This window comes from Pirellulales bacterium, from assembly GCA_019636345.1.
Lineage (GTDB): Bacteria > Planctomycetota > Planctomycetia > Pirellulales > Lacipirellulaceae.
The window spans coordinates 42,721-67,098 of the sequence record JAHBXQ010000006.1 but is presented as its reverse complement, the minus strand read 5'-3'; the positions used below and the strand labels follow the sequence as shown (position 1 = coordinate 67,098).

Annotated in this window: 16 protein-coding genes and 1 tRNA gene; 6 read left to right on the top strand and 11 right to left on the bottom strand. The window is 64.3% G+C overall.

Going from position 1 to position 24,378, the window contains the following annotated elements:
- Positions 1–3 precede the first annotated feature (3 nt).
- The 8 genes from KF688_14880 to KF688_14845 all read right to left on the bottom strand — a co-directional run bounded on the left by KF688_14880 (position 4) and on the right by KF688_14845 (position 10,132).
- Positions 4–597, bottom strand: coding sequence for a V-type ATP synthase subunit D (locus tag KF688_14880; protein ID MBX3426961.1), 594 nt, complete (start codon positions 595–597; stop codon positions 4–6).
- Positions 594–1,964, bottom strand: coding sequence for a V-type ATP synthase subunit B (locus KF688_14875; GenBank protein ID MBX3426960.1), 1,371 nt, complete (start codon positions 1,962–1,964; stop codon positions 594–596). The genes KF688_14880 and KF688_14875 overlap by 4 nt, the downstream gene beginning before the upstream one ends.
- Positions 1,961–5,083 (bottom strand): efflux RND transporter permease subunit, encoded by a 3,123-nt coding sequence (locus KF688_14870; GenBank protein MBX3426959.1) that lies wholly within the window; start codon positions 5,081–5,083, stop codon positions 1,961–1,963. The genes KF688_14875 and KF688_14870 overlap by 4 nt, the downstream gene beginning before the upstream one ends.
- Entirely contained in the window at positions 5,080–6,369 is a 1,290-nt protein-coding gene (locus tag KF688_14865; protein MBX3426958.1) for an efflux RND transporter periplasmic adaptor subunit, read from the bottom strand. Before KF688_14865 ends, KF688_14870 begins: the two co-directional genes overlap by 4 nt.
- The gene (locus KF688_14860; GenBank protein MBX3426957.1) at positions 6,366–6,740 is read right to left on the bottom strand and encodes a response regulator; all 375 of its coding nucleotides are present in this window, start codon (positions 6,738–6,740) and stop codon (positions 6,366–6,368) included. The genes KF688_14865 and KF688_14860 overlap by 4 nt, the downstream gene beginning before the upstream one ends.
- Positions 6,741–6,892: 152 nt before the next feature.
- Positions 6,893–7,537 (bottom strand): response regulator transcription factor, encoded by a 645-nt coding sequence (locus KF688_14855; protein ID MBX3426956.1) that lies wholly within the window; start codon positions 7,535–7,537, stop codon positions 6,893–6,895.
- Positions 7,534–8,880: a hypothetical protein gene (locus KF688_14850; protein ID MBX3426955.1), complete on the bottom strand. Its 1,347-nt coding sequence runs from the start codon at positions 8,878–8,880 to the stop codon at positions 7,534–7,536. Before KF688_14850 ends, KF688_14855 begins: the two co-directional genes overlap by 4 nt.
- Before the next feature lie 340 nt (positions 8,881–9,220).
- Positions 9,221–10,132: a polyphosphate kinase 2 family protein gene (locus KF688_14845; protein MBX3426954.1), complete on the bottom strand. Its 912-nt coding sequence runs from the start codon at positions 10,130–10,132 to the stop codon at positions 9,221–9,223.
- A 336-nt stretch (positions 10,133–10,468) separates the two neighbouring features.
- Here KF688_14845 and KF688_14840 point away from each other — a divergent pair, with 336 nt between their 5' ends.
- Positions 10,469–11,923 (top strand): hypothetical protein, encoded by a 1,455-nt coding sequence (locus KF688_14840; protein MBX3426953.1) that lies wholly within the window; start codon positions 10,469–10,471, stop codon positions 11,921–11,923.
- A gap of 160 nt (positions 11,924–12,083) precedes the next feature.
- Here KF688_14840 and KF688_14835 read toward each other — a convergent pair whose 3' ends face one another.
- A complete protein-coding gene (locus tag KF688_14835; GenBank protein ID MBX3426952.1) occupies positions 12,084–13,736 on the bottom strand; it encodes a terpene cyclase/mutase family protein in 1,653 nt (550 codons plus the stop codon).
- 739 nt (positions 13,737–14,475) lie between these two features.
- Here KF688_14835 and KF688_14830 point away from each other — a divergent pair.
- The 3 genes from KF688_14830 (at position 14,476) to dgt (ending at position 17,391) form a co-directional block, all read left to right on the top strand.
- Positions 14,476–14,549 (top strand) — tRNA-Met (locus tag KF688_14830).
- Between the two features lie 143 nt (positions 14,550–14,692).
- Positions 14,693–15,925, top strand: coding sequence for a site-specific integrase (locus KF688_14825; GenBank protein ID MBX3426951.1), 1,233 nt, complete (start codon positions 14,693–14,695; stop codon positions 15,923–15,925).
- Positions 15,926–15,981: 56 nt separating this feature from the next.
- Complete coding sequence (dgt, locus tag KF688_14820) at positions 15,982–17,391, top strand: dNTP triphosphohydrolase (protein ID MBX3426950.1); 1,410 nt, start codon at positions 15,982–15,984, stop codon at positions 17,389–17,391.
- 37 nt (positions 17,392–17,428) lie between these two features.
- On the opposite strand, the gene KF688_14815 is transcribed toward dgt, so the two are convergent.
- The gene (locus KF688_14815; protein ID MBX3426949.1) at positions 17,429–18,547 is read right to left on the bottom strand and encodes a Fic family protein; all 1,119 of its coding nucleotides are present in this window, start codon (positions 18,545–18,547) and stop codon (positions 17,429–17,431) included.
- Positions 18,548–19,912: 1,365 nt separating this feature from the next.
- Here KF688_14815 and KF688_14810 point away from each other — a divergent pair.
- Both KF688_14810 and KF688_14805 read left to right on the top strand, forming a co-directional pair.
- Positions 19,913–20,848, top strand: a complete 936-nt coding sequence (locus tag KF688_14810; protein ID MBX3426948.1) for an SgcJ/EcaC family oxidoreductase — start codon at positions 19,913–19,915, stop codon at positions 20,846–20,848.
- A complete protein-coding gene (locus KF688_14805) occupies positions 20,845–22,494 on the top strand; it encodes a mu-protocadherin- cell-suface protein (GenBank protein ID MBX3426947.1) in 1,650 nt (549 codons plus the stop codon). Before KF688_14810 ends, KF688_14805 begins: the two co-directional genes overlap by 4 nt.
- A gap of 82 nt (positions 22,495–22,576) precedes the next feature.
- Here KF688_14805 and KF688_14800 read toward each other — a convergent pair whose 3' ends face one another.
- Positions 22,577–24,352 carry an SLC13 family permease gene (locus KF688_14800; GenBank protein ID MBX3426946.1) on the bottom strand — a complete coding sequence of 592 codons (1,776 nt, stop codon included), beginning with the start codon at positions 24,350–24,352 and terminating at the stop codon, positions 22,577–22,579.
- Positions 24,353–24,378: the final 26 nt, after the last annotated feature.

Genomic DNA, 24,378 nt, shown 5'->3' with positions numbered 1-24,378 from the left:
CGGCTACGGCTTGGCTTTGGCGATCTTGGAACGGACGACCGCCGACCGCTCCTGGTCGGCCAGAAAGATCTGGATTCGCTTGATGTCCGCGAGCGCCTGGGGGATCAGCACCTTCTCGAACAGATTGACCCGCTGCGTCACGCGCCGACTCGCGGCCTGAAGCAGTTCGACGTGACGCGCCAGCGCCGCGTGTCGTATCCGCGCTTCGGCGGCTCGCTGCAGGATCGCGACAAACTGATCGAGCCAAAACGGGGTCGCGAGCGTCGAGTAAGGGGCCTTCTCGAATCGGACCTCGACGACGCGCGGCACGCGCACCCCGGCCAGATTCTCCGTCTCGACGCGAACCTCGGCGACATGCACCAGTTGCGAGAGATCCCGCGACGCCAACGCCGGGCCGCCGAGCAGCGGGGCGAGCTCCTCGACCGATCGGTCGATGTCGCGGAGTTCGGCGTCCGCCTCGGCAAGCCGGCCTTGAGCCTCCTTCAAGGCCGCCATCAATTGCTGACGTTTCAAGTCCAGCGACGGCAGAAACTTGCGGTAGAGATCCAATTGGTCTCGCTGCTGTTTCAGCGAACTCTTGTTGAGCGCAAGGGTCATGGTCTTTCCCCCTGCCTGTCGGCCGCGGCGGTCGCCTTCGCGGGATAGTACTTTTCGACGAGGGCGTCCTTCATCAGCAGCTCCTGCGGCGCGAAACACTCGGCCAGAGTCCGCCAGCACAAATCGAGCGCGTCGTTCAGCCCCAGCGAGACGTCGACGTCCATAAACCGCTTGCGGAACAAGACGCCGAATTGCAGCAGTTGTTCATCGAACGGCGACAGGTCGAACGCCATCGCTTGCTTCTTTTGGGCCTCGCGGGCGCCGGAATAGAAGCGGATCATCGCGTTCATCACTTGACCATGGTCCTCGCGAGTCACCTTGCCGATCACCTGCTGCTTGAGCCGCGAAAGCGAACCGAACGGATCGATGCAGCCGTCGTGCAGGTAGAACTGTCCTTCGGTGATGTAGCCCGTATTGTCGGGCACGGGATGAGTGACGTCGTTGCCCGGCATGGTCGTCACGGTGAGGATCGTCACGGAACCGGCGCCGCGGTAGTCGCACGCCCGCTCGTAACGCATGGCGAGTTGACTGTAGAGATCGCCCATATAGCCGCGATTCGACGGGACGCGATCCATCGAGATGCCGATCTCCTTGAGCGCGTCGGCGTACGCAGTCATGTCCGTCATCAGCACGAGGACCCGACGCCCCTCGTCGACGGCGAACCGCTCGGCCACTTTGAGGGCCATGTCGGGAGCGAGGACTCGCTCGACGATCGGGTCGGACGCCTGATTGACGAACATGACGGTCCGCGGGAAGACCCCCTCGTCCTCAAACCGCGTGCGAAAGAAATAGAAGTCGTCGAAGATCAGACCCAGCCCGGCGAAGACGATCACCTCGGCGTCGGCCTGAATCCCGACCCGCGCGAGGAGTTGATTGTAAGGTTCGCCGGCGATCGAAAAGATCGGGATCTTCTGGCTTTCCACGAGGCAGTTGAAGACGTCGATCATCGGGACTTTGGTCTCGATCATTTTCTGCGGCAGCGAGCGCGTCGTGGGATTGACCGACGGCCCGCCGATGTCCAGCCGCGGGTCGGCAGTCAACCGCGGGCCGGAGTCGATCGGCTCGCCGGCGCCGTTGAAGATCCGCCCCAACACGTTGGGAGAGTAGGCGACCTGCATTGGATGCCCAAGGAAGCGGACCTTCGCGGTGGTCGAGATCCCTTTGCCTCCGGCGAAGACCTGCAACGACGCTTGGTCGCGGCGCACCTGCACGGTTTGAGCGAGCGACTGTTCGCCGTCCCAGTTTTCGACGACGGCGACGTCGCCGAGCCCGACGTTCTTCGCCCGGACCGTGAGGATGTCGCCGACGATTGACGTGATGCGCGTGTAGCGGTAGAGCTGGTTCGTGAGCGAAGCGGGGCAGGTCATCGCGTCGCCTCCGCGGGGGAACTGTCCGGGACTTCGACCCGGAAGAAGCAGGCGTACAACACCGGGACGCCGATCATGGTCAGCACCGAGCCAAGCGCCAGCCCGAACATGATCGCCACCGCCATCGCCACCCAAAACACGTCCTGCAGCAACGGAATGACGCCCAACACCGTCGTGCCCGCAGCGAGTCCGACCGGCCGCAATCGCGACAGGGCCGCGATGATGACGGCTTGATAGTCCGTCTTGCCATGCGACTTCTGGGCGTCAATCTCGTCGAGCAGCACGATGGCGTTCTTGATCATCATCCCCGAGAGGCTCATCACCCCCAGCAAGGCCACGAACCCCAGCGGCTGGCCCATCGCCAACAGACCGATCGTGACGCCAATGATCGCAAACGGGACGATCGCCACGATAATCAGCGGGGGACGAAAGGCGTTGAACAGCGTCACCAGCACCATGGCCATGATCAATCCGGCCGGAACCATGCCCGGGATCAGCGCCATCTGGGAATCGCGCGAGTCTTCGAACTCGCCTCCCCAATCGACGCGATAGCCGGAGGGGAGTGCCGCGGCAAACTGCTCGATCTGAGGCAGAACATCCGCTCGCATTCGCGAGGCCGGCACGCCGTCAGGCGTTCGCGCTTGGACGGTGATCGTGCGACGGCGGTTGAAGCGACAGAGCTGCGCTTCCTCCCAATCGACGCGGATCTCGTCGGCAACCTGCGCCAGAGGGACGCTCTGCCCCGTTGACCACTGTTCAACTTGCAAGAGATCGATCTGCCCGGGGAACTGACGCCGCTCCTCTTCCACGTGACGGGCAAGGATGGGATAGAGCTTGTCCTTCTCTCGGTACTGCCCCACCGGCAGACCGTCGTAGGCTCGGAGTCCGGCCGCCGCGATGTCGCTCCGCGAAATGCCGCTCCACCGCGCCCGTTCCTGCGAGTATTCGGCAACGACTTTCTTCGTCCGCTGCCGCCAGTTCGTCCGGACGATGGCGGCGCTGGGACTGGACTGAAAGATCTTCGCCGCTCGATCGGCGACAGCCCGCAGTTCGTCGGTTTCGACGTCGCCGGGGCCGGCGACGCGAAGCTCGACCGTCCACGTGTTGCTGGGCCCCAAACCGTAGCGGCGTATGACAGGCTCGGCCTGCGGCACGTTCTCCCGCAGCCACGGGTTGAGATCCGCGACAAGCCGATTCAAATCGGCGAGCGAGGTGACGTTGACGATGAACTGCCCGTAGGCCGAATTCGTCGCTTCCGGATCGACCGGCAAGTAGAATCGCGGCGGGCCGGCCCCGATGAACGAGGAGACGGACTCGACTCCCTCGTCGGCCAGCAAGTGAGATTCGATCGACTCCATGTCGCGCGACACCGTCTCCAGGTTCGTCCCTTCGGGAGCCCAGTAGTCGATCATGAGCTGGAGCCGCGCCGAATCGGGGAAGAACGACTTATCGATGAACGGAAACAGCGACAGCGCTCCGCACAGCGCGGCGACGAGGATCACGACGACGGCCCAGCGACGACGCAGCGCGAGGTCCAGGACGCGCTGAAAGGCGCCGAACATGGCGCCGCCGTATTGTTCCTGTTGCGCCGAACTGGGTTGCGGCAGCATCCAAATGCAGAGCAACGGCGTCGCGGTGACAGAAAGAAACCAACTGAGCATCAATGAGATGGCCACCACTTGGAACAAGGACGCGCAGTATTCCCCGGACCCCTCTTCCGAGGCGTAAATGGGATAGAACGCTATGACGGCGATGATCGTGGCTCCTAGCAGCGGCCAGGCCGGTTGCGTCGCCGCCTCGATCGCGGCCCGCCGGCGGTCCATGCCTTGTTGCAGTCGCACGAGCACGCCGTCGGCCACGACGATGGCGTTGTCGACCATCATCCCCATGGCGATCACCAAAGCGCCCAGCGACATCCGTTGCAGGTCGATCCCCCACAGGCTCATGCATAGAAACGTCCCGATGATCGTCAGCAGCAACCCGGAGAGCCCGACCACCGAAGCGGTCCAAAACCCCATGAAGATCCACAGCACCCCCACGACGATCACGATCGACTCGATCAGGCTGATGACGAAGACGTCGATCGACTCGTCGACCTGATCCGCCTGCCAGGAGATCCGATGCACCTCGATCCCCACGGGGAGCGTTGAAAGGAGTTTTGCCAGTGCCGCATCCAGGTTCTTGCCGAGCGTGACGACGTTCTCGCCCGATTGGTTGGAGACGGCCACTCCGATTGCGGGCATGGAACGATCGCCGGACTGCCGATTCTTGTAGCGCAATCGATTGGTCGGAGGCTCGACGAACCCGCGGCGCACCACGGCGACGTCGCGAATCCTCAACAATTCCCCCGCAGACCCCGCTTCCGGCAGATCCCGGCCCCGGACGACGAGGTCGGCGATGTCCTCGGGAGACGTAAAGGCGCCGGTCTGGGCGATCCGCAGTCGCTCGGAATTCAGGTCGAACGAACCGGAGTTGACCACCAAGTTCTGCTCGGCGAGCGTCCGCTGGATGTTCTCCATCGTGAGCCCCAACTGCGACAGCCGCGCCTGCGAAACTTCAATAAATATGCACCGCGTCGCCACCCCCCACAATTCGACCCGCGCGACGCCGTCGACGAGGCTCAGCTCTTTCTTGACGTCATCGACGTAGTTCTCCAACTCGTCGAGCGAAAACCCGTCGCCCGTCACCGCCAGCAGGAACCCGTAGACGTCGCCGAAGTCGTCGCCCACGTCCGGCGTGCCGACGCCGGGCGGGAGTTTCGGCGTGACGTCGTGGACCTTTCGCCGCAGTTCGTCCCAGATCTGCGGCAATTGTTCGGCCGGATACTTCGACAGAATCTCGACCTTGACGATCGACAGGCCCGGGCGGGAGATCGACTCGAGCTTTTCGATCTGCGGCATCTCCTGCAGCGCGATTTCGATGCGATCGGTGACCTCAAGCTCGACCTCGGCGGCGCTGGCGCCGGGATACGCCGTGACGACCGTCGCGTTCTTGATCGTGAATTCCGGGTCCTCGAGTTGTCCCAGCGAGGTGAACGCCGCCAACCCGGCGACCGTCAGCAGGACCATCGCGAACCCGACGACGGTGCTTTTGTCGATGCTGCCCGACGCAATGCTCATGGCGCCGCTTCCTTCGTTGCTGGCCCCAGGAGCCGGACTTGCTGGCCCTCCGTCAGATAGTGCGCCCCGGCGGTGACGACCCAGTCGCCAATCTCGACGCCTGTCACGTTGACGCCGAACGGCGTCGTTCCCAGGATCGTCACGTCCCGTTCTCGCACGACCTTGGCCGCAGGATCGAACACCCAGACGCTGCGTCGGGAGTCTCGGTCGAGCACCGCCGAAACCGGAACAACATGGCCCGTCGTTTCGTCGGCGACTGCCGTCGTGCGGCGCCCGCTGACCGTGCCGGTCATGCCAGGTCGCACGTCGATCCCCGGCGGGGCCGTGAACCGCAGTTTCACAGGATACGTGCGGGTCGTCGCTGAAGCTTCGGTCCCGATCTCGGCGATCCGCGCGGGAAGCGCCTGGTCAGGATAGGCCTGAATTGTGACGAACGTTTCGTCGACCAAGGGCACCAAGGCGATGAGTTGCTCCGGGACGTCGATGCGGATCTCCAATTCCGCCGTGTTCACGAGCCGCAGGACGGGCTGCTTGGTTCGAACGACTTGAAAGTTGTCGACGTAGACCGCCGCAACCGACCCGCCGAACGGCGCCGTCAGCCGGGTGTAGGACAGTTCGTCCTGCGCGCTGTCGAGCGTCGCCTGCAACGAATCGATCTGCGACTGCTTGGCGGCGATGTCTTCCGGGCGGGCTCCCTCTTGACCGATTCGCAAGGACTCTGTCGCCTGCACGAGTTCGGCGTCGGCCAGCTTCGCGCGAGCCCCGGACAGCTCCGTTTCGGAAATCGAAACGGCATTCGACTGACGTAAAATCAGGTTCCGGTTGTGTTCGGCCCGGGCATATTCCGCCGCAGCCGCCGCACGATCGACTTCGGCCTGAAGTTTGACGATATCCTCCGGTCGGGCCTTGCGCATCGCGTCCATCTCGGACGTCGCTTTGGCAAGGGCCGCCCGTGCGTCGCGAACCCGAACCTCATAGTCGCGGGGGTCGATCTGCGCGAGCAGGTCCCCTGGCGCGACCTGTTTGCCGAGTTCATTGGCCGGGAATGCGATCAGCGGACCGCTGACGCGAAACGACAACTCGACGGCGTCGACCGCCTCGGCCGTGCCGGGAAACGTGCGGCTGGTCAAGGCGGGGGCGTCCGCGATCTGGATCGCGCGAACCGGCCGCGGCGGGAGTGGCTCGACGATCTCCTCGCGACAGCCCGACGCAAACCCGCACACGCCGAGGATGGTCGCGAGGACGCGACAGCGAGCGACGACGCAAGGCAGCCGAAGCAAAGTCATGGCGCACTCCGGAGCGCCACGCCCCGCTGGACGGCGTCCAGCAGGGCGTGGTCTTCAAACGGCTTGTGAAGAAACGCGATCGTCTCGGGAGAAGCGGCGTTGGCGACTGGCAACGCCTCGTCGTGCGCCGTGATGAACACGATCGGCACATGGAGCGATTCCGCCCAAAGTCGCTCCTGGAGCTGCGGTCCCGTCATGCCCGGCATACGCACGTCCAAAATCAGGCAATCGGGGGGAGCCGTCATCGTCGCCAACAACTCGCCAGAGCCGGCGAACGTCCGGACCGACATCCCGGCCGAGCGCAGCAGACGGTCGAGCGCCTGGCGAACCGAGGCGTCGTCGTCCACGATGAAGACCTTCGCAACAGGCACGGGGAATCCGCTCGCCTGACCTGACGCCGGGCTTCGCCCCGACGCCGAGAGGCGGCGCGGCAGCCCGTGACGGCAAGCCTAGACGGTCTCGCGGGACCAAAGGAATTGGCCTTTGGTCCAATTGAGAAGGGGATCAGCCGAGCCGTCGCCCCCTACGGGACGTCCGGCGAGCGCTCGCACGGGCCCTCGATCCCCAGTTTCTGCGCCATTCGCACCAGCTCGGCCAGCGAACCGGCGCCCATTTTGCGCATCACTTGTCCCCGATGAACCTTGATCGTCTTCTCGGTCACTTTCAGGCGATGGGCGATTTGCTTGTTGAGCAGCCCCCCGACGACGTGCGCCAGCACGTCTTGTTCGCGCGGCGAGAGCGTCGCAAACCGTTGTCGCAGGGCGGGGACGTCGCCCCGAGCCGCTTGGCGTCGCGTCTCCTGCTCCAAGGCCTGCCGGACAGCGGCCAGCAAAACCTCGTCCTCAAACGGCTTGGTGAGAAAATCGACGGCGCCCGCCTTCATGGCACGGACGCTGGTGGGCACGTCGCCGTACCCCGTAATGAAAATTATCGGCAGCGCGACGCCCTCCTCCTCGAGCATCCGCTGCAGCTCTGTCCCAGCGACGTCGGGCATCCGCTCGTCCAGCACCAAGCAACACGGGACATCGGGTCGGGAGAACGCCCTAAACTCGTGCGACGAGGCAAAGCACCTCACCTGCAGGTCGGCGGCGCGGAACAGTCGCTCCAACGACTTGCGGACCGAGGGATCGTCGTCAAGGACGAACACCCACGAAACCGGGGCCGTCATGGGGAAGCCTCCGCGGCGGGGATCGTCAACACAAATCGGGCCCCGCGCGAAGCGTTCGCTTCCAGCCAAAGCCGACCGCCGTGGGCCTCGACGATCGTCCGACAGATCGCAAGCCCCATCCCCAGCCCCCCCGATTTGGTCGTGTAGAACGGATCGAAGATCTGACCGAGGTCCGTGCCCGCCACGCCGGGGCCCGAGTCCTGAATCGCGATGCGGACGCCCCCTTCCGGAAGCGGCGCCGCGCTGATCTCCAACTCCTTGGCGTCCGGTTTGTGGTCCTGCATCGCCTCGACGGCGTTGAGGGCCAAATTCAACAAGACCTGCTGCAACTGAACCCGATCGCCGTATGCGTGGGGCAACTGCGGATCGAGCGCCAGCGCCAAGTCGATGTCGTGGCGCCGAAGCCGATCTCGCAACAGCTCGACCACCTCGCACACTGCCTGAGGGAAGTCGAAAGCCGTCCGCTGAAGTGGGCGGCTTTGCAGCATGTTGCGAATCCGTTTGACAATCTCGTTGGCCCGCCGGCTGTCGGCGGCGATGTCGCCCAGAGCGGCGCGAATCTCCGCGAGGTCCGGCGGATCTTTGGCGATCATCCGCAACCCGGCCTGCGCATTGCTGACGATCGCGCAGAGCGGCTGGGTGATTTCGTGCGCGATCGACGCGGCGAGCTCGCCCAGCAACTTCGCCCGGCCGAGTCGCGTCAGTTGCTCGTGCAGTTGCAGCAAACGCTGATCCGCGTTGCGGCGCTGCAGCGCGCCGGCGAACACGTCGCCGATCAACCGCAGCCGTTCCACCAACTCGTCAGGCCAGTCGCGATAGGCGCCGAAGGTCGAGAACGTGACGACGCAACGCAACGAACCGTTGACGCTCAACGGGATGGCCAGATTTGACTTGAGACCGTTTTGCACGCAGTAGTCGCGTTCCGCCGTCGCCTCCGGCGGGAGTTCGTCCGGCAGCCGCTGGAATCGCAGCACGCGACCGGCGCGGATCTGGCGAGCGTACCAGGGGAGGCGCTCTTCGACGATCACCAGAGGAAACGGCTCGACCCCCGGCGCCACGTAGCAGTGCGTGACGACCATATCCAGCTTGTCGGGGGAAAACTCGGCGAAACTGCTGCGGCCCACGCCCAGAAACTCGCCCAGCCGCCGCAATGCCGTCTCGATTTGATCGTCGATCTCGTGCGACGGCAGGTTGATGAAGGTCGCCGTAAGCTCAATCAGCAATTGCTCGAAGCGTGCACGCTCGTCAAGCGAATCGCCGATCTCGCCGGCAATCGCTCGGGGAGGTCCCGCCGTCGAAGCGGAAACAGAATCGCCGTCGACGGAATCAAGGGGGCGCATCATCGTGTGCGGATTCTGGACCGGCGAGTCGATACGCGCTGCCTCGGGCGCGTCGCCCCAACCTCTCGCAAAGACTCCAGGCGAAGCAAGCGCTGCGCAAACGACAAGTTCGAGCGTAAGCGGCGGGGAGTCGCAGCGGCAAGTGCATCGGTAACGCGCCGCCGCTCCGCGCCAACAGCCCCCTGCTTGCCCAGTTTATGCCCCAGGCGCAAAGATTCCTAGAACTCCCGCGCGTCGAGACGGAATTTCCGCAAATCGAAGGGAACTAAAACTCCAGTCCCGCAATCGCGATCCGCCTGCGACTCGCACTGCTGCGAGACCGGCCTCCCGGCTCGCGCGGCGATCACCGCTGTTCGCTCGTCAATTGGTCGCGGGCCTGCTTCAGCGCAGCGCGCTGCTCGGCGCTCAGCTCGGGGAACCGCAGCTCCAGCCCGCGGATGGCTGTCGTAAGCACGTCCGCCACGACGACCCGGGTAATCCATTTCTGGTCGCCCGGGACAACGTACCAAGGGGCCCAGTCCGTGCTGGTGGCGCTGAGCGCGTCCTCATAGGCGCGCATGTATTCGTCCCAATGGCCGCGCTCCGCCAAGTCGGCCGACGAGAACTTCCAGTTCTTCTCCGGTCGGTCGAGGCGATCGAGAAAACGCTTCCGCTGCTCCTCTTTGGAGACGTGCAGAAAAAACTTGAGCACCACCGTGCCGTTTCGCGTCAGGTGACGCTCAAAGGCATTGATGTCTTCGTACCGATCCTTCCAAAATCGCTTCTTGCCGACGCCGACCGCCAGCTTCTGCCGCGCCAGCAACTCGGGATGGACCCGTACCACCAGGACGTCTTCGTAGTAGGACCGGTTGAAAATTCCGATCCGTCCCCGCTCCGGCGCCGCCTTGGCGTATCGCCACAGGAAGTTGTGGTCGAGTTCCTCGGCCGACGGCTGCTTGAAACTGAAGACCTGACACCCCTGCGGGTTGATCCCCGACATGACGTGCTTGATCGTGCCGTCCTTGCCGGCGGCGTCCATCGCCTGAAAGACCAACAGAACGGCATAGCGATCGTCCGCGTACAGCAGTTCCTGGGCGGCGGCCAGATCGGCCAGATTCTGGTCAAGGATCGCCTGGGCCCGCTCCTTGACGGCGGTCTTTCCCAACGCCTTCATTTCCTTCGTCTGAGCCCAACCCGGATCGTAGTCTTTCAGACTCACCTTGCTGCCGGGGGCGACGCGAAGCCGAGCGAGAATCTCTGCCTGAATCATGCCCATCTCCTCGGGCCGGCGAGCGCCACCGCCCGCGTCGCCGGAGTCGGTCAATTGGTTCGAAGAGAACGCGCCCCTTCAGTCGCGAACGCGAACGGCTTGTCGCCGAACTTGAGCCTACGAGTCGCCGAAAGCAGCAGCATTGGACCTTCGTCCAATTCCCCGCGTCATGGCGGCGCTTTCCAATGGGACCGGCTCGAACCAAACCGGGCGGTCGTCGCTGCAAACCTCGCCTTCCAAGGCCAGCGGCTCCGCTACGAGAGTCGCTGGCCGACACGGCACGACGGATCGTCCTGTACGCTCGCCTTCACTTGTCCTTCTCGCGTTTTGGAGCGTCATGCCATGAATTGGCTTCCTGGGAAGTTCGCCGCCTTGGTCGTCGCGTGGTTCGCCGTCGGCCGCAGTCCGGCCGCGGAAACGTTCGAGTCGCTCGCGACGCGGATTCCGGGGGCCGCCAACGCCCTGGTCCTGATCGACGTCGAAGCGATCCTGGCAACCCCCGTGGCGCAGGCCGGCGGCTGGTCCAAGAAGCTGGAGGTCGCCTACGTCGAGCGGCCCGTGTTTCTCCCCCCGGAGGCGAAGAAGATGGCCTTGGGCGCCGTCCTGCAGCCCAGCACCGACTTCAAGGGACTGTGGCAAGTCGCCCTGATGGAACTCGCCGAGCCGGTCGGAATCCGGGCCATCGCCCGTAGCGAAGCAGGGTATGTCGACGAAATCGGCGGCCGCACTGCGGCAATCACTCCGCAAGACGCCGCGTTCGTCGATCTGGGCGACAACGTCCTGGCCGTGCTGTGCCCCGTCGATCGGCAGTTCCTTGGCCGCTGGCTCGCCCGCGTCGACGCCGGTGCGTCGGCAGACCTTGGCGACTATCTGAAATCGTCGCTCGCGCTGGTGAACAACCGCGTGCAAGTGCTGCTGGCAATCGACCTGCAAGACGTTATGACGCCGCGCGACGTCGAGTCGAGACTCGCCGCCGCAGCCTGGGCGCCCAAGAACCAATCGGAACTCGCCGCCATGACCAGCGCGATAACGAGCCTCCGCGGGGCAGTCCTGCGAATCGCCATCGGCGAGGATTGCCAAGGCCAGTTGCAGGTCGATTTTGCCGATGATCTCAGCCCCGTCCGCGAACACGCCCAGGAACTCGTCCTGCAAGCCTTGGGAAACCTCGGGATGTCGACCGACGAGTTGGCCAAGTGGGACGTTTCGACGACGACCCGCTCGATTCGCCTACAGGGAGATTTGTCGCCCGACGCCATGCGCCGCATTTTCAGCGTCATCGAACTTCCGACCGCCGACCTGCAGTCCGGCGACGGCGGGACGGAGACCGCCGGCACGCCCTCAGAGAGCCAGGTCCGCGAGAGCTCGCTCGCCTACTTCAAATCGACGCAGGTCCTGTTGGACGACCTCCGCAAAGGGCTCAAGGACACGAAGGCCACGTCCGCCTGGATGGAACGCTACGCCCGTCGCATCGACGAGTTGCCCGTGCTGCACGTCGACGAGGTGCTGCTCGACTACGGCGACAAGCTGGCCGAGACGTTGCGGATCATGGGCCTCTCGAAACGCGAAGCGGGCATCCGCTACGGCGTCCGGGCGACCGAAGGGGGCGGGGGAGGGGGGTACTACGACGGCTACTACTACGGCGACGACGCGTACACCCGCGCCGCGGAACGCTCGCAAGCCCGCAAGGAAGAAATGGCCGTCGCCTCCGACACCCGCGTCCAGGGATGGAATCTCATCGACAACGCCACCGCCGACATCCGTCGGACGCTGACGAAAAAATACGACACGGAGTTCTGAGCAAGCACGACCGAACTTGCGAATCCGCCGACAAGCCCCGGCAGATCAAGGCCGTCTGCGCCGCGCTCCCCCTGCCGCGGCGCTGGCGCTCATCTGGCAAGAAAGGTCGTCTGTCGCCCCGCAGCGACCTCTTCCTTCCTCCCCCCCGAGCCGCGAGGCGTCAGCCCGCGGAGCGCAGCAACTTAAGCTGATAGATCGGCAAGTGCCGGTAATAAACCTCCAGCATGAAGGTGTGGAGACACGTCACCAGCAACCGCCCCCCGCCGCGCGAGCCCCACTCGTCCCCTTGCGGGTCCCAGCTCCCCCGCTCGCGACCTTCCTTCACCTGGTGCTCGGGCAGCACGACGCGCATCACGGCGTTCCACTTGCGCCACGGTTCCCCTTCCATGTGGTGGCACGCCTGGGCGGCGTAATACCAGTAGTAGCTGTCGCGCAGGCCCTGCTTGGGGCTCCAACTCGGCAAGTTCTGCGTCAGCACCTCGACCCCGCGGTTCAGCGGCGCGCTGTCGTGCGTCCACCCCAGGTACTGCCGGCAAAGCAGCCCCTCGGCCGTCATGCTCAGTTTCTTCCCCTGACCGCGGACGTACGCATACTGGGCCCCGCCGTCGTGCGACACCGAATCAAGAAACCGGCTCACCCGCTGAAACGTTTCCGGCGGCACGTCGAGCCCCGCCATCCGCGCGCTTTGCAGAGCGATGACGAACCACCCGGTGACCGACAGGTCGGAATCCTCGCCGGGGAAATACCGCCACCCCCCCTCGGACGATTGGATCTTCACGCAGTAGTTGACGGCCCGCTCGGCCTGCTCGCGATAGATCGAGTCGCGCGTCATTCCGTACAACTCGCACAGCGCGATCGTGCACATCGCTTGCGTGTACAACCGCCCGTGGGAGCTCCCCTCCTGGAAGAAGTTCCCCTGTTCGTCCTGGCGCGCGAGCAGCGCCTTCCACGCCTTGCCGGTCAGGCGCGTGTACGGGTCGTTGGAATCGCCCGCGGGCGTGTGGCCGTTTCCTTGAAAGGCGATCAGCGCCAGCGCCGTCGCCGCGTCGCGATTGTTCGGCCCGGTCCCGTCGGCGTACGGCCCGTCGAGATGCCACAGCCCCGTCTTCTGCTGGTTGCGGGCGAGCCACCGCAACGCCTCCTCGACGGCCAATTGCGTTCCCGCGGTGCCGCCGTAGGCCTTCAGCAGCCCCTCCTTCATCCCCGCCTCGCGCCCGCTGAGCGCCGCTTGGATCGGCTCGGTCGCCGCGGCGCTGGCCGCTCCCAACGCGGCGGTCGGCACGGGCAAGGTCGACGTCAAATCGGCCGCCTCGGCCACGGCGATCGGTTGCGGCTCGAAGCCTCCCGCGTCGTCGAGCGACGCCGCGTCGAAGTCCATCGGCATGTCCAAATCGCCCGCCAGCAAATCCTCGCCCGCCTGCTCCGGCCCCAAGGTCAGCGTAAACCGCTCGACGATCGGCTGGCCGATGGCGATCAATCCCAGAATGATCATCAGCAACATGTGAACGACCGCGCTGGCAAGCCACGCCGGCGCTTCGCGCACCAAATCGGCCCCGCCGGGAAGCGCCGGCAAGTCGTCGTCCGGATCGCCTTCGGTCGGCGAAGCCCCCCGTCCGGTCGCGGCCGCCAGGGAAAGCTCCTCGAGCTTCGCTATTGGCTTCGCAACTGACCCCGCGACATCGCCGAGCGGAAGCGGCGGCGCCGGGGCGGGCGTGCGAGCGACCTCGGCGCCGGCCGGCAACGGCAACGCCGTCGGCAGCGAAGCGAGCTCCGCCGTCAATTCCGACGCCGTCGACGGCGATGAGTCGGCCATGGGGCGCTGCGATGCCTCACGAGTCACAGCTACGGGGTCTCATGCTCACGGCAGTCTTCCGACGCAAGCATGCTGAATCCACGGGGGTCACGGCACGGTCCCGACGCGCGCCTGGTCCGCACCACGGCCCCGCTCCACAAAACGACCGGCCCGGCCCCCGTCCGGCGAGGACCTTCGCCCCGTCGCACCGGACCGCTTCGGCAAGAACGCCAGCAGCCGCGGCTCCCCGCCGAAAGTCTATCGGCACTCGTCGCCCCGGGCAAGGAAAGTACCGTCGCGGCAACCGGTTGCGTCGATTCTCCGGCCCGCGAAACCCGGCCGTTGCTTCGTCTCGCCGCGACGAGCGATCGCATGCCTCGGCGAGTGCCGTTTGAGCCTCCGGGGCTTGCCCCCCGGCCCAATCCATCGGGCCTTGCTGCCCGGACTCGGGTCGTGATCCCATTTGCCAATATTGAGGGGCGCCTGGGGTCGCAGCACAGCGGAGCCCCCAGGAAATCACCTGGGGGCTCACTTTGTTCGACCCCAGCCACCCGTCCATGTCCATCGCCGCAAATGGTATCGCTGTCCGGACTCGTTCCCCCGCCAGCAGATCTTCTCCGCCCTGCGCCGCCCGAACTTCGCGCCCCGCGAATATTCCGCCGGCGCCGATTCCGCACCGCGGTCCGCCGATTCTCCGGAGGTTTTTCGCGTTTCCGCAACTTGCCGAAGTCCCGGCTGCCGAATAAGATACGGAACCTATCGCGGGGTGGAGCAGCCAGGTAGCTCGCGAGGCTCATAACCTCGAGGTCGTCGGTTCGAATCCGGCCCCCGCCACTTAACCTAAGTCCTTATCTGACAACGCTTTAGAAGTACCGGCCTGCGGTTGGCCGAGCGGCTTGCTGAACGCAAAAAGGGTAACCAAACGAGGTACGCCTCGGAGGTCTACCCTGTTTGGTTTCCAATCAGCGAGTTCCGCCGTGCCCAAGCTCATCAACCGCCCGCCCCAGTACCGTCTTCACAAGAGCACCGGTCAAGCCGTCGTCTCGGTCCACGGCAAGGTCATTCAGCTCGGTCCGTTTGGCTCCCGAAAGAGCCACGCGAGATACCAAGAGGAGATCGCCAACTGGCGTGCCCTCCGACTGAAGCTAGAAGTCGAAAAGGCCGCCGAGCCGGAACCAGAAGTCTGTCTTAAAGAGCTGCAGGCTCGCCGGATGCGCGGCTACCCGGTGGTGATCGACGAGCTGGCCCTCGCCTACCTCGACTTCGCCCGCGGCTACTACAAGAAGAACGGCCGCGTGACCCGCGAGGCGGAGATCATCGGCGACATGCTCCGTGTCTTGGTTCGCCACCACAGCGGCGAGGCGGCCGAAGAGTTCGGGCCGGTGAAGCTCAAAGAACTTCGCGAGAGCATGATCGAAGAGGTCGATTGGTGCCGCAAGCACATCAACAAGCAGGTCTCGCGACTGACACGGATGTTCAAGTGGGCGGTCTCCAACGAACTGATCGGGCCAACCGTCTACCAGGCGCTTGCCACGGTTCCTGGTTTGAAGCGGGGACGCTCCGAAGCGCGAGAGACCGGGCCGGTGTTGCCGGTCGAGGACTCTGTGGTCGACGCCACGCTGCCCCATCTGCCGCGGATCGTCGCCGACATGGTGCGTGTCCAGCGGCTTACCGGCGCGAGGCCGGGTGAGATTTGCTCGCTGCGGCCATGCGACGTCGATCAGTCAGGCGAGGTGTGGGTCTATGAGCCGGGCGAGCACAAGATGGAGCACCACGGAACGAGCCGCTTGGTGATGATTGGTCCCAAAGCCCAGAAGTTGCTCGCTCTCTACCTTGATCGTCATCCTATGGCACCCTGCTTCCTCGGCGACGAGACGGTCTGGCTCTCCCGCCGCCGCGGCGAGGAGGCTGACATGCCGCTTAACGCCGACCTGATCCAGAGAGCCCACCGCTTCGCCCTCGGCCGCGGCAGGTTGGAGCCCTACAACGTCAACGCCTACCGCATCGCGATCCATCGAGCGTGCGAAAAGGCGGGCCATGCGAAGTGGTCGCCTAATCAGCTGCGGCACACGGCGGCGACGGAGGTGCGGAAAAAATTCGGGCTTGAAGCAGCCCAAGTAATCTGCGGACATCAGTCAGCCGACGTGACACAGATTTACGCGGAGCGGGATGTCGCTTTGGCGAAAAAGGTCGCCCACTCGGTTGGATAACCGATTCCCGCTATCATGGTGGCTTTCGGTTTAACCCGGTTTGGTCGAGGGAACTGATGGCCAAGGAATCTGCGCCCACTTGGGAAACACTGTTGAGCAGCAACCGCCTCGGCCGTGACCACAAGCAAGGTTTCTCGCATAGTACGCGCACTGATTTCGATCGCGATTTTGATCGGATAGTGTTCTCAAGTGCGTTTCGTCGCCTTAAGGACAAGACGCAGGTGTTTCCGCTTTCGCGAAACGACTTTACCAGAACTCGCCTGACTCACAGCATCGAGGTTGCGTCAGTAGGTCGCTCTCTTGGACGGATGGTGTGCGATGAGTTGCGAGCGAGCGGAGTTTTGTCAAACGATTGCGCTGATCTCGGCAGCATCGTCGCTGCAGCATGTTTGGCACACGACATCGGCAACCCGCCGTTCGGACATTCAGGAGAAGCAGCAATCCAACACTGGGCATCTAATCGAGTTCGCCACGACGCTGCAGAAGGTGCTTCTGCGACGAAAGATGAATTCGCATCGCCAATAGTGGTGGGCAACCATCAACAAGCTAGCGACCTCCAGAACTTTGAAGGCAATGCTCAGGGCATTAGGGTGGTAACTCGCCTTCAGACCAAACGACGCTCGGGAGGCATGCAGCTGACACTTGCAACGATCGGTGCCATGATGAAGTATCCCTGCACCTCGCTTTCCGGCTGCAAGGGAAAAGCCGCATCAAGTGTTGACCAGAAGAAGTTTGGATTTTTTCAGGATGATCAGTCCTTGATAATAAGCGGCCTGCGAAGCCTCGGTCTGCCTGAGTATGAAGATGGAGCATTCAGGCGTCACCCGCTCGCATTCCTAGTGGAGGCGGCTGATGATATCACCAACGCGATTGTCGATCTGGAAGACGCTGTCGATCAGGGGGCAGTGGAAATAGACACTGCTATAGCACTAATGGAGCCGATAGCACGACATGTCGATGGGTACAAAGACACAGGATACACAGGCACTTCGCGACTTCAGTGGCTGCGTGCATATTCAATTGACGCACTAACCGCAAAGTGCGTTGAGTCATTTGTTCAGATGGAGAGGCAAATCGTTCAAGGTGAGATGTGTGAGCCGCTGATCGACTCGACTTCATTGCTGAAGGAGTACAATGATGTGAAGTCCGAAGTAGAGAAGAATGCATACACGGACCGCCGTGTGCTGTTGGTTGAGGTTGCCGGATTCAAAGTGATTGCTGGATTGCTGGAAGAGTTCACGTCTGCATTGCTAAGCCCTGACACACCGTCCGGTAAAAAACTCTTGCAACTCTTTCCGGTCAGCTATTTGGGTGTTGAGCAGCCCGATGTGAGCAAAGAAGATGCCGTCAAGAAGCTCAGTACGTACCAGCGGCTATTAGCGGTTACCGACTATGTGTCCGGCATGACCGATAGTTTCGCGTTGAACCTTTATCAGCAATTGTCCGGCATTAGATTGCCTGAGTAACTTGATTGCAAATACTCTGCGTTAGTCGCGTCTGATGCTACCGGACGCTGTTGTGCGGCGGAGCCAATCGATAGCTGGTACTTCGGCCCCCGCCGGAATTCTGGATCAAGACGCCCCGCTCCAACAGTTCGCGGATGTCTCGCAATGCGGTGTCGGTCGAGCACTTGGCCAGCTTGGCGTACTTTGAAGTGGTCAAGAAGCCTTCCCAGTCATCGAGCATCCTGTTGATGACGGTGCGTTGCCGTTCGTTGACGGGGCGGTCCTGCAGCCGTTGCCAGATGTGGGCCTTATTCAGGACTCCAGCCAGTTGTTCGCCCGAGCGGTCGATCGCGCGGCTGAGGCAGCCAACGAACCAGTCCAGCCAGGCCGTGACGTCGAGTTTTCCGCGCTGCGCGATTTCCAGTTGGCGGTAATAGTCCTTCCGCTCGGACTCGATCTGCGACGACATGCTGTAGAAACGGTCCTTCGAGCCATCGGCGCGGGCCAGCGACATGTCGGCGATTGCGCGGGCGATGCGGCCGTTGCCGTCCTCGAAGGGGTGGATCGTCACGAACCAGAAATGAGCCAGCGCGGCCTTCAGCACCGGGTCGATGTCTTTCGAGCCATTGAACCATTTGAGGAACTGGTCTGTTTCGATTGCCAAGCGGTCCGCCGTTGGCGCCTGAAAGTGAACCCGTTCTTTTCCTATCGCCCCCGAGACGACCTGCATCGGTCCCGCCTCGTCGGTGCGCCACTTCCCGACATCGATCTTGTGAATGCCACTGTGGCCAGTAGGGAAGAGTGCCGCGTGCCAGCCATAGAGGCGGTCGGCGGTAAGCGGCTCTTGGAACTGCTGCGTGGCGTCGAGCATCATCTCGACCACGCCGTCCACGTTGCGGCTTGGCAGCGGTAAGCCAGCCACGTCGAGCCCCAGCTTGCGGGCAATCGAGGAGCGGACTTCGTGGGGGTCGAGCTGTTCCCCTTCGATCGCCGAGGAGTTCACCACGTCGGCCGTGAGCACCACCAGGCTCGCCTCGCTGCGGAGATCGAAGCCGAGTGTTTCCATCTTGCCAAGCAGCCGCCCTTGCTGGTGACGCACTTCAGCCAGCGGGGCCGCCAGCTGGTCGTTGTCCCACGTCAGCTGGGGCCAGTCAGGTTGTTCATGGATATAAGCCATCTATTCACCGCATCTCCTGCGGTAATTATAGCCTCTATTCGCCGCAGATCGCAAGTTCTTATGCGGATAGGCCTTACAGCTCGGTAAATGCACGCATTCGCGGGCATTCAGCCAGCGGCGGTCCCCTTTTCTGCCAGACTTCGCTTCTGGTCACGCCCGATCGACCTCGCCACTTGCCGGTCGGCTTTCCTCCACGGCAGGGTGCCGAGGACTCCTCCGCTGCGCAGCTATCTGACGCCTTCCCACTCACTGACACGGGCAGTCCTCCGGAGAGTCCCTCCCTAACTGAAGCCGCCGGGTTTCAATTTTCGCCGGCCATCGGCAGTCACTTGCTGTGTCATCCGAGCAGCCCCGCGGCAGTAGCCTGGAAAAGCTGGCGGCTCATTCCGCTCTCGTCCTTGGTGATATGCATCGCGGGAGTCAGTCCTCGCTTCGTGCATAGGGTTCGCGGAAGAGTGTTCTGGCTCGTCGTTCTTCCTGCTTTCAAGTCAGATTGACTAGCGCTATCCTGTCCCCCGCAGCGGACGAATCAAATGCCAAAAACAATTTCACGGAGACGCTAACGCTTGAAATTCTTTTGTGGTCCCTCCGGGCAAACATTTGACACGACACGCTTTGCGGGGAATGCTACTTGCTTGCGCAGACCCTTGAAGACAACCTGCGCTACCCGGGCCGCACTGATGGGTAGCCCAGGTTGTCCCCAACCTGGGTGGCGCAGCCGCAAGAGGCATCCCACTGTCGCGCGGCGCTCCAGTTTGGGGCGAGGGTGGGAGAAATGCTTCTTGCTTGCGCACACCCTTGGGGACAACCGGTACTACCCTGGGGGGCCGCGACAAGGCCGGAATCGTCCGCTCAATTCCCCGCGGGATTCTGGTAGAAAATGGGCCGCCGCATCGCGTAGAACAGAGGCTGCACGCCGTGCGCTTCACCCGCGCTTGCGACGCAATCGCGCGTCGGGCGCGACCCGGGGCCGGTCGCGAGTTTTGCTCGCCCGCTGCGAGTTTTGCTGGCAAAACCAGTCAGCCCGCGATCAGCGTCCCGGCGCGCAAGACGTTGGCCCCCAACACGTACGGCGATGTCCCCGTCGAACCGCACCCCGGAGTTTTGCACGAGATAATGATGTCATTTTGCTCGCCGGCAAAATGCTAATGCGTTCTCCGCCCCCAGCCCCCCTTCCATGGCGCACATCGCAACACGACCGCCCCCGGTCGTTTGCTGGCGTGCCGACCGCCGGAGGATTATCCTGGGGTTCCTGCTCATTTCGCCTTGACCGGCCGTGTTCCCACGGCGGGTCGCGTTCTCTCGGGACGCGGGACTCGCGCCGGGCGTTTGAACTCTCATTTCGACCTGCTTGGAGTGCCGACCATGATTCGGTTGATGTTGCTCGCCGCGTGTTTGTTGAGCGTCGTCGTCACCCGTGGAACTGCCGCCGCGGCTGAGGCGCCCCCCGCCGCCGGGGCCGATCAGTTTTTCAAGGCCTATGTCGAAGCGTTCGCCGCCGGCGACGCCAAGAAGCTGGCCGCCATGTGGACCGCCGACGCCGAGTGGACCAACGGGGTGACCGGCGAGCACAGTTCGGGACGTGACGCGGTCGAGGCCGACTTTGCCGCGTTCTTTGCCGACAACCCGGGCGCCCGGCTGACGGGGGACGTGGAACGGGCGAAGGAAGTGGCGCCGGGGGTCATGTGCATCGAGGGAGTCGCGGTGGTGAGCACCCCCGGGGGCGAACCCGCGACAAGCGCGTTCACGGCGGTGCTCGTCTCGCAGCAGGGCGCGTGGCGACTGGCCAGCGTCCGCGAGTCGGCCCCGGCGACGCCTGACACGCCCTATCTCAAACTTAAGGAACTGGAGTTCCTGGTCGGCGACTGGCGCGACGACGGCGGCGAAGCCGAGGTGAGAACCTCGTTCCGGTGGGCCGCCGAGGGGGCGTTTTTGGTGCGGACCTACTCGGCGACCCGCGACGACGTGACGACCACCGGCACCCAGGTCATCGGGTGGGACCCGCGGCAGAATCGGATTCGCTCGTGGAACTTCGTCTCCGACGGTTCCTTCGGCGAAGGGCTGTGGTCCAAGAGCGGCGACGAGTGGCTGGGTCGACAGAGCCAGACTCTGGCCGACGGCGGCGTCGCGGCAGCCACGCAGATCATCCGCCAGGTTGATGCGAACACTCTGGAAGTCCAAACGATCGGCCGCGAGATCGACGGCGAGCCGCAGCCCTCGACGCCGCCGGTGCGCGTCGTGCGCGTTGCGGACGAGGACGCCGCGACCGAGGCGACGACGGCAGAAGGAGGGCAGTCATGAACCGCTTTACGATCACGCTGCCGGCGGTGTTGATCGCCGGGACGCTGTTCGTCTGCGACGCCGCGGCCGTGGGTCGCGGGGGAGGGGGCGGTCGCATGGGCGGGGGCGGCATGGGAGGGGGCATGTACGGCGGCGGGCGCCCGGCGATGAGCGCTCCCCACTACGGCGGCGGGCGACCGCAGATGAATATGCCCGCGATGAACCGCCCGCAGATGAGCCGGCCGCAGATGCCGCAGGCTCAGATCAGCCGCCCGCAGATGAACTATCCCTCGGGCGGCATGTCTCAGGCGGGCCGGCCCTCGATGAGCCGTCCGCAACTGCCGACGACCCGGCCCGGCAGCGGGCTGAAGCCGGTCACGACGCGTCCCGGCGCAGGCATGGCGACGCCGTATCCTGGGCGTCCGTCGGGGCCCGGCGCGGGCGCGACACGCCCCGGCGGTTCGAGCAGTCTGCCTCACTTGGGCGGCGCTCGCCCTGGTGACGCGCGCCCTGGCGCCCGGCCGAGCCCGGCGCCCTCGACGCGCCCCAACCCGGGCGCGGTTGACGACTTTCTGGGGATCAGCCGACCGGGGGGCGCGACGCGACCGGCCCCGCTGCCGGGACAAATCGGCGGCAATCGCCCAGGCCGCCCCGGCGGCGATCGGCCCGGCGGAGCGACGCGGCCGACGCCGCTGCCTGGACAGATCGGCGGCAACCGCCCCGGCGGAAATCGCCCCGGCAACCGACCGGAGTGGATCGGCGGAGGCAATCGCCCTTGGAACCCCGGCGGGAACAACGGGCACATTCACCGTCCTCCCTCCTGGTCCAATCGCCCCGGCGCCGGCAACGTTCACGACAACTGGTACAACATCGTCAATCGCCCCGGCCACCCGGGCATGAATCAGTGGCTCGATCGCCATCCCTCGCGATACGCCTATTGGAACTACTGGGGAAGCAACGTCCGGCAGCACTGGGGGCATTATCACGATCACAACTCCTGGTTCCGCGCCGATTGGTGGAATCGCTATCCCCACCATCTGGGCGGGTGGCACTACATGTATTGGAATCGCTCCCGCGGCTGGAATTACTGGTGGACCGTGCCGACCTACATGAACGTCGTCACGTGGTTCAACTGGTCGGCGCCGCAAGCGGTTTGGTCGCAGCCGATCTACTACGATTACGGCTCGGGGGGCAACGTCTACTACGAGGACAACTCGGTCTACGTCAACGGGCAGCAGATCGGCACGGCCGAGGATTTCGCCGCCAGCGCCGCGACGCTGGCGACCGTCGAACCGCCGGCGACGCAGGAAGAAGCCGAGTCGGCCGAGTGGATGCCGCTCGGCACGTTCGCGGTCTCGTCGAACGAGTCGGAGACGGATCCGTCGCGGATCGTGCAGTTGGCCGTCAATCGCCAGGGGATCGTCAGCGGCTCGTTCTACAACACGGCGACCGACGAGGCCCAAGCCGTGCTGGGACAAGTCGACAAGGACACGCAGCGCGTCGCGCTGCGGATCGGCGAGAGCGACGACGTGATCCTGGAGACCGGGCTCTACAATCTCACCAAGGACGAGGCGCCGGCGATGGTCCACTTCGGCCCGGACCGGGTCGAGTACTGGCTGTTGGTGCGATTGAAAAGCGACGAGGAGGCGCCGGGCTCGGGGCGCTAGACTCAGTGCGCCAGGCGTTGTCGGGCGTCGAGACTTCAGCCGCGCCGGTCGTCTCGCCGGCTCGGTTCGCGACGAGGAGGAGTCAAAACGCCCATACGCGGGGGATGATGAGAACCGCGACCGCCCACAACACGAGATTGAGCGGCGTGCCGACGCGCAGGAAGTCGCCGAACCGGTACCCGCCCGGGCCGTAGATCATCATGTTCGTCTGGTATCCGATCGGGGTGACGAAACTCGCCGAGGCCGCCAGGGTCAGCGCGATGATAAACGGTCGCGGGCTTACGCCGTAGACGGCGGCGGTCTCGATGCACACCGGGAACAGCAGCACCGCGGCCGCGTTGTTCGTAATCATCTCGGTCAAGAGCGAGCCGATCAGATACAGGCACGCCAGTGCGGCCACGGGCCCCCACGACTTGATCGAGTCGAACATCCCCTCGGCGAGGGCCGCCGCGGCGCCGGAGTTTTGCAGCGCCGCGCCGACGCCGAACGCCGCGGCGATCGTCACCAGCACCTGCCACTCGACGCTCTGGCGCGCCTCGCCCGCCGAAATGCAGCCGCAGCCGATCATCGCGACGGCCGCCAGCCCCGCGGCCAAGTGCGTCGGCATGAGGTTGGTCGTCATCATGACCAACAGCACGACGAAGATCAGCATCGCCAGCCACGACCGATCGTGTCGCACCGGGCGCCATTCCTCGACGTCGCTGATGAGATAGAACGCGGGATCGTTGCGATACGCCCGCAGGAAGTGGGGTTGGGTTTGCAACAGCAGCGTATCGCCCGGACGCAACCGGACGTCGCCGATCTTCTGCGTGACGCGCGCTCCCCCGCGATGCACCGCGACGACCGCCGCGCCATACGCGGCGCGGAAGTCGGCGTCGCGGATCGTCTTGCCGATCAGCGGGGAGTTGCTCGAAACCACCGCCTCGCACAACCGGCGTCGCCGCTGCTGGCCCGGGGCGACCTCGTACGTCGGATCAGCGGCTGGAACGAACCCGGGGATTCGCTCGAGTTCTACGATGCTGCTCACGACCCCGGTGAACAAGACCCGGTCGTTCACGCGGATCAGTTCGTCCGGTCCTACGGGGCTGATGAGCTTGTCTCCGCGGTCGATCTCAATGAGGAACAACCCCGGCAGGTGGCGCAGCCCGGCCGCCTCGATCGTCTGGCCGATCAGGCGGCAATGCGGCTGCACCGACATCTCGACCAAGAATTCGCGCCGCGATTCGCCCAATTGTTCGAGCAGCTCTTTTCGATCCGGCAACAACCGTCGTCCGACGGTCGTGAGATAGACGAGCCCGATGATCGCATAGGGAACGCCTGCGGCCGAGATCTCGAAGAGCGTCATCGGCTCCATCTTGCTCGTCTGCATCAGGCCGTTCACCACGAGATTGGTCGACGTGCCAATAAGCGTGCAGGTTCCGCCGAGGATCGCCAGGAACGACAACGGCATCAGCACCCGCGACGGGGCGATCCGGTGACGTCGGCTCCAACTGAGGATGACCGGAACGAACATCGCCACGATCGGCGTGTTGTTCAGAAACGCCGACATGGGCAGCACGACCGCCGCCAGGCGCAACAGCAGTTGCCGATCGGTTTGGGCGGCGCCGAGCACCCGTTGTCCCAGCGCGTCCAGCACGCCCGTCTCGCGCAAGCCCGCGGCGACGACGAACAGAAACGCGACGGTCAACATGCCCGAGTTGGCGAACCCCGAAAACGCCTCCTCCGGCGTGATGATGTCCAGGGCCGCAAACACGAGCGTCGCGCCGAGGAACAGCGCATCCGGCGGAGCGATCCCGCGCGCCAGCGACGCGAACAGACCCCCGACCATCGCCAGCGTAAACCAGGCTTCCCAACTCATGTGAACTGTCGCAGGCTCGGCGAACG

Excerpts from the sequence above, each read along its gene's own strand:
- KF688_14880 (MBX3426961.1), bottom strand. The coding sequence starts at position 597 with ATGACCCTTGCGCTCAACAAGAGTTCGCTGAAACAGCAGCGAGACCAA.
- KF688_14875 (MBX3426960.1), bottom strand. The coding sequence starts at position 1,964 with ATGACCTGCCCCGCTTCGCTCACGAACCAGCTCTACCGCTACACGCGC.
- KF688_14870 (MBX3426959.1), bottom strand. The coding sequence starts at position 5,083 with ATGAGCATTGCGTCGGGCAGCATCGACAAAAGCACCGTCGTCGGGTTC.
- KF688_14865 (MBX3426958.1), bottom strand. The coding sequence starts at position 6,369 with ATGACTTTGCTTCGGCTGCCTTGCGTCGTCGCTCGCTGTCGCGTCCTC.
- KF688_14855 (MBX3426956.1), bottom strand. The coding sequence starts at position 7,537 with ATGACGGCCCCGGTTTCGTGGGTGTTCGTCCTTGACGACGATCCCTCG.
- KF688_14850 (MBX3426955.1), bottom strand. The coding sequence starts at position 8,880 with ATGATGCGCCCCCTTGATTCCGTCGACGGCGATTCTGTTTCCGCTTCG.
- KF688_14845 (MBX3426954.1), bottom strand. The coding sequence starts at position 10,132 with ATGGGCATGATTCAGGCAGAGATTCTCGCTCGGCTTCGCGTCGCCCCC.
- KF688_14840 (MBX3426953.1), top strand. The coding sequence starts at position 10,469 with ATGAATTGGCTTCCTGGGAAGTTCGCCGCCTTGGTCGTCGCGTGGTTC.
- KF688_14835 (MBX3426952.1), bottom strand. The coding sequence starts at position 13,736 with ATGGCCGACTCATCGCCGTCGACGGCGTCGGAATTGACGGCGGAGCTC.
- dgt (MBX3426950.1), top strand. The coding sequence starts at position 15,982 with ATGGCCAAGGAATCTGCGCCCACTTGGGAAACACTGTTGAGCAGCAAC.
- KF688_14815 (MBX3426949.1), bottom strand. The coding sequence starts at position 18,547 with ATGGCTTATATCCATGAACAACCTGACTGGCCCCAGCTGACGTGGGAC.
- KF688_14810 (MBX3426948.1), top strand. The coding sequence starts at position 19,913 with ATGATTCGGTTGATGTTGCTCGCCGCGTGTTTGTTGAGCGTCGTCGTC.
- KF688_14805 (MBX3426947.1), top strand. The coding sequence starts at position 20,845 with ATGAACCGCTTTACGATCACGCTGCCGGCGGTGTTGATCGCCGGGACG.
- KF688_14800 (MBX3426946.1), bottom strand. The coding sequence starts at position 24,352 with ATGAGTTGGGAAGCCTGGTTTACGCTGGCGATGGTCGGGGGTCTGTTC.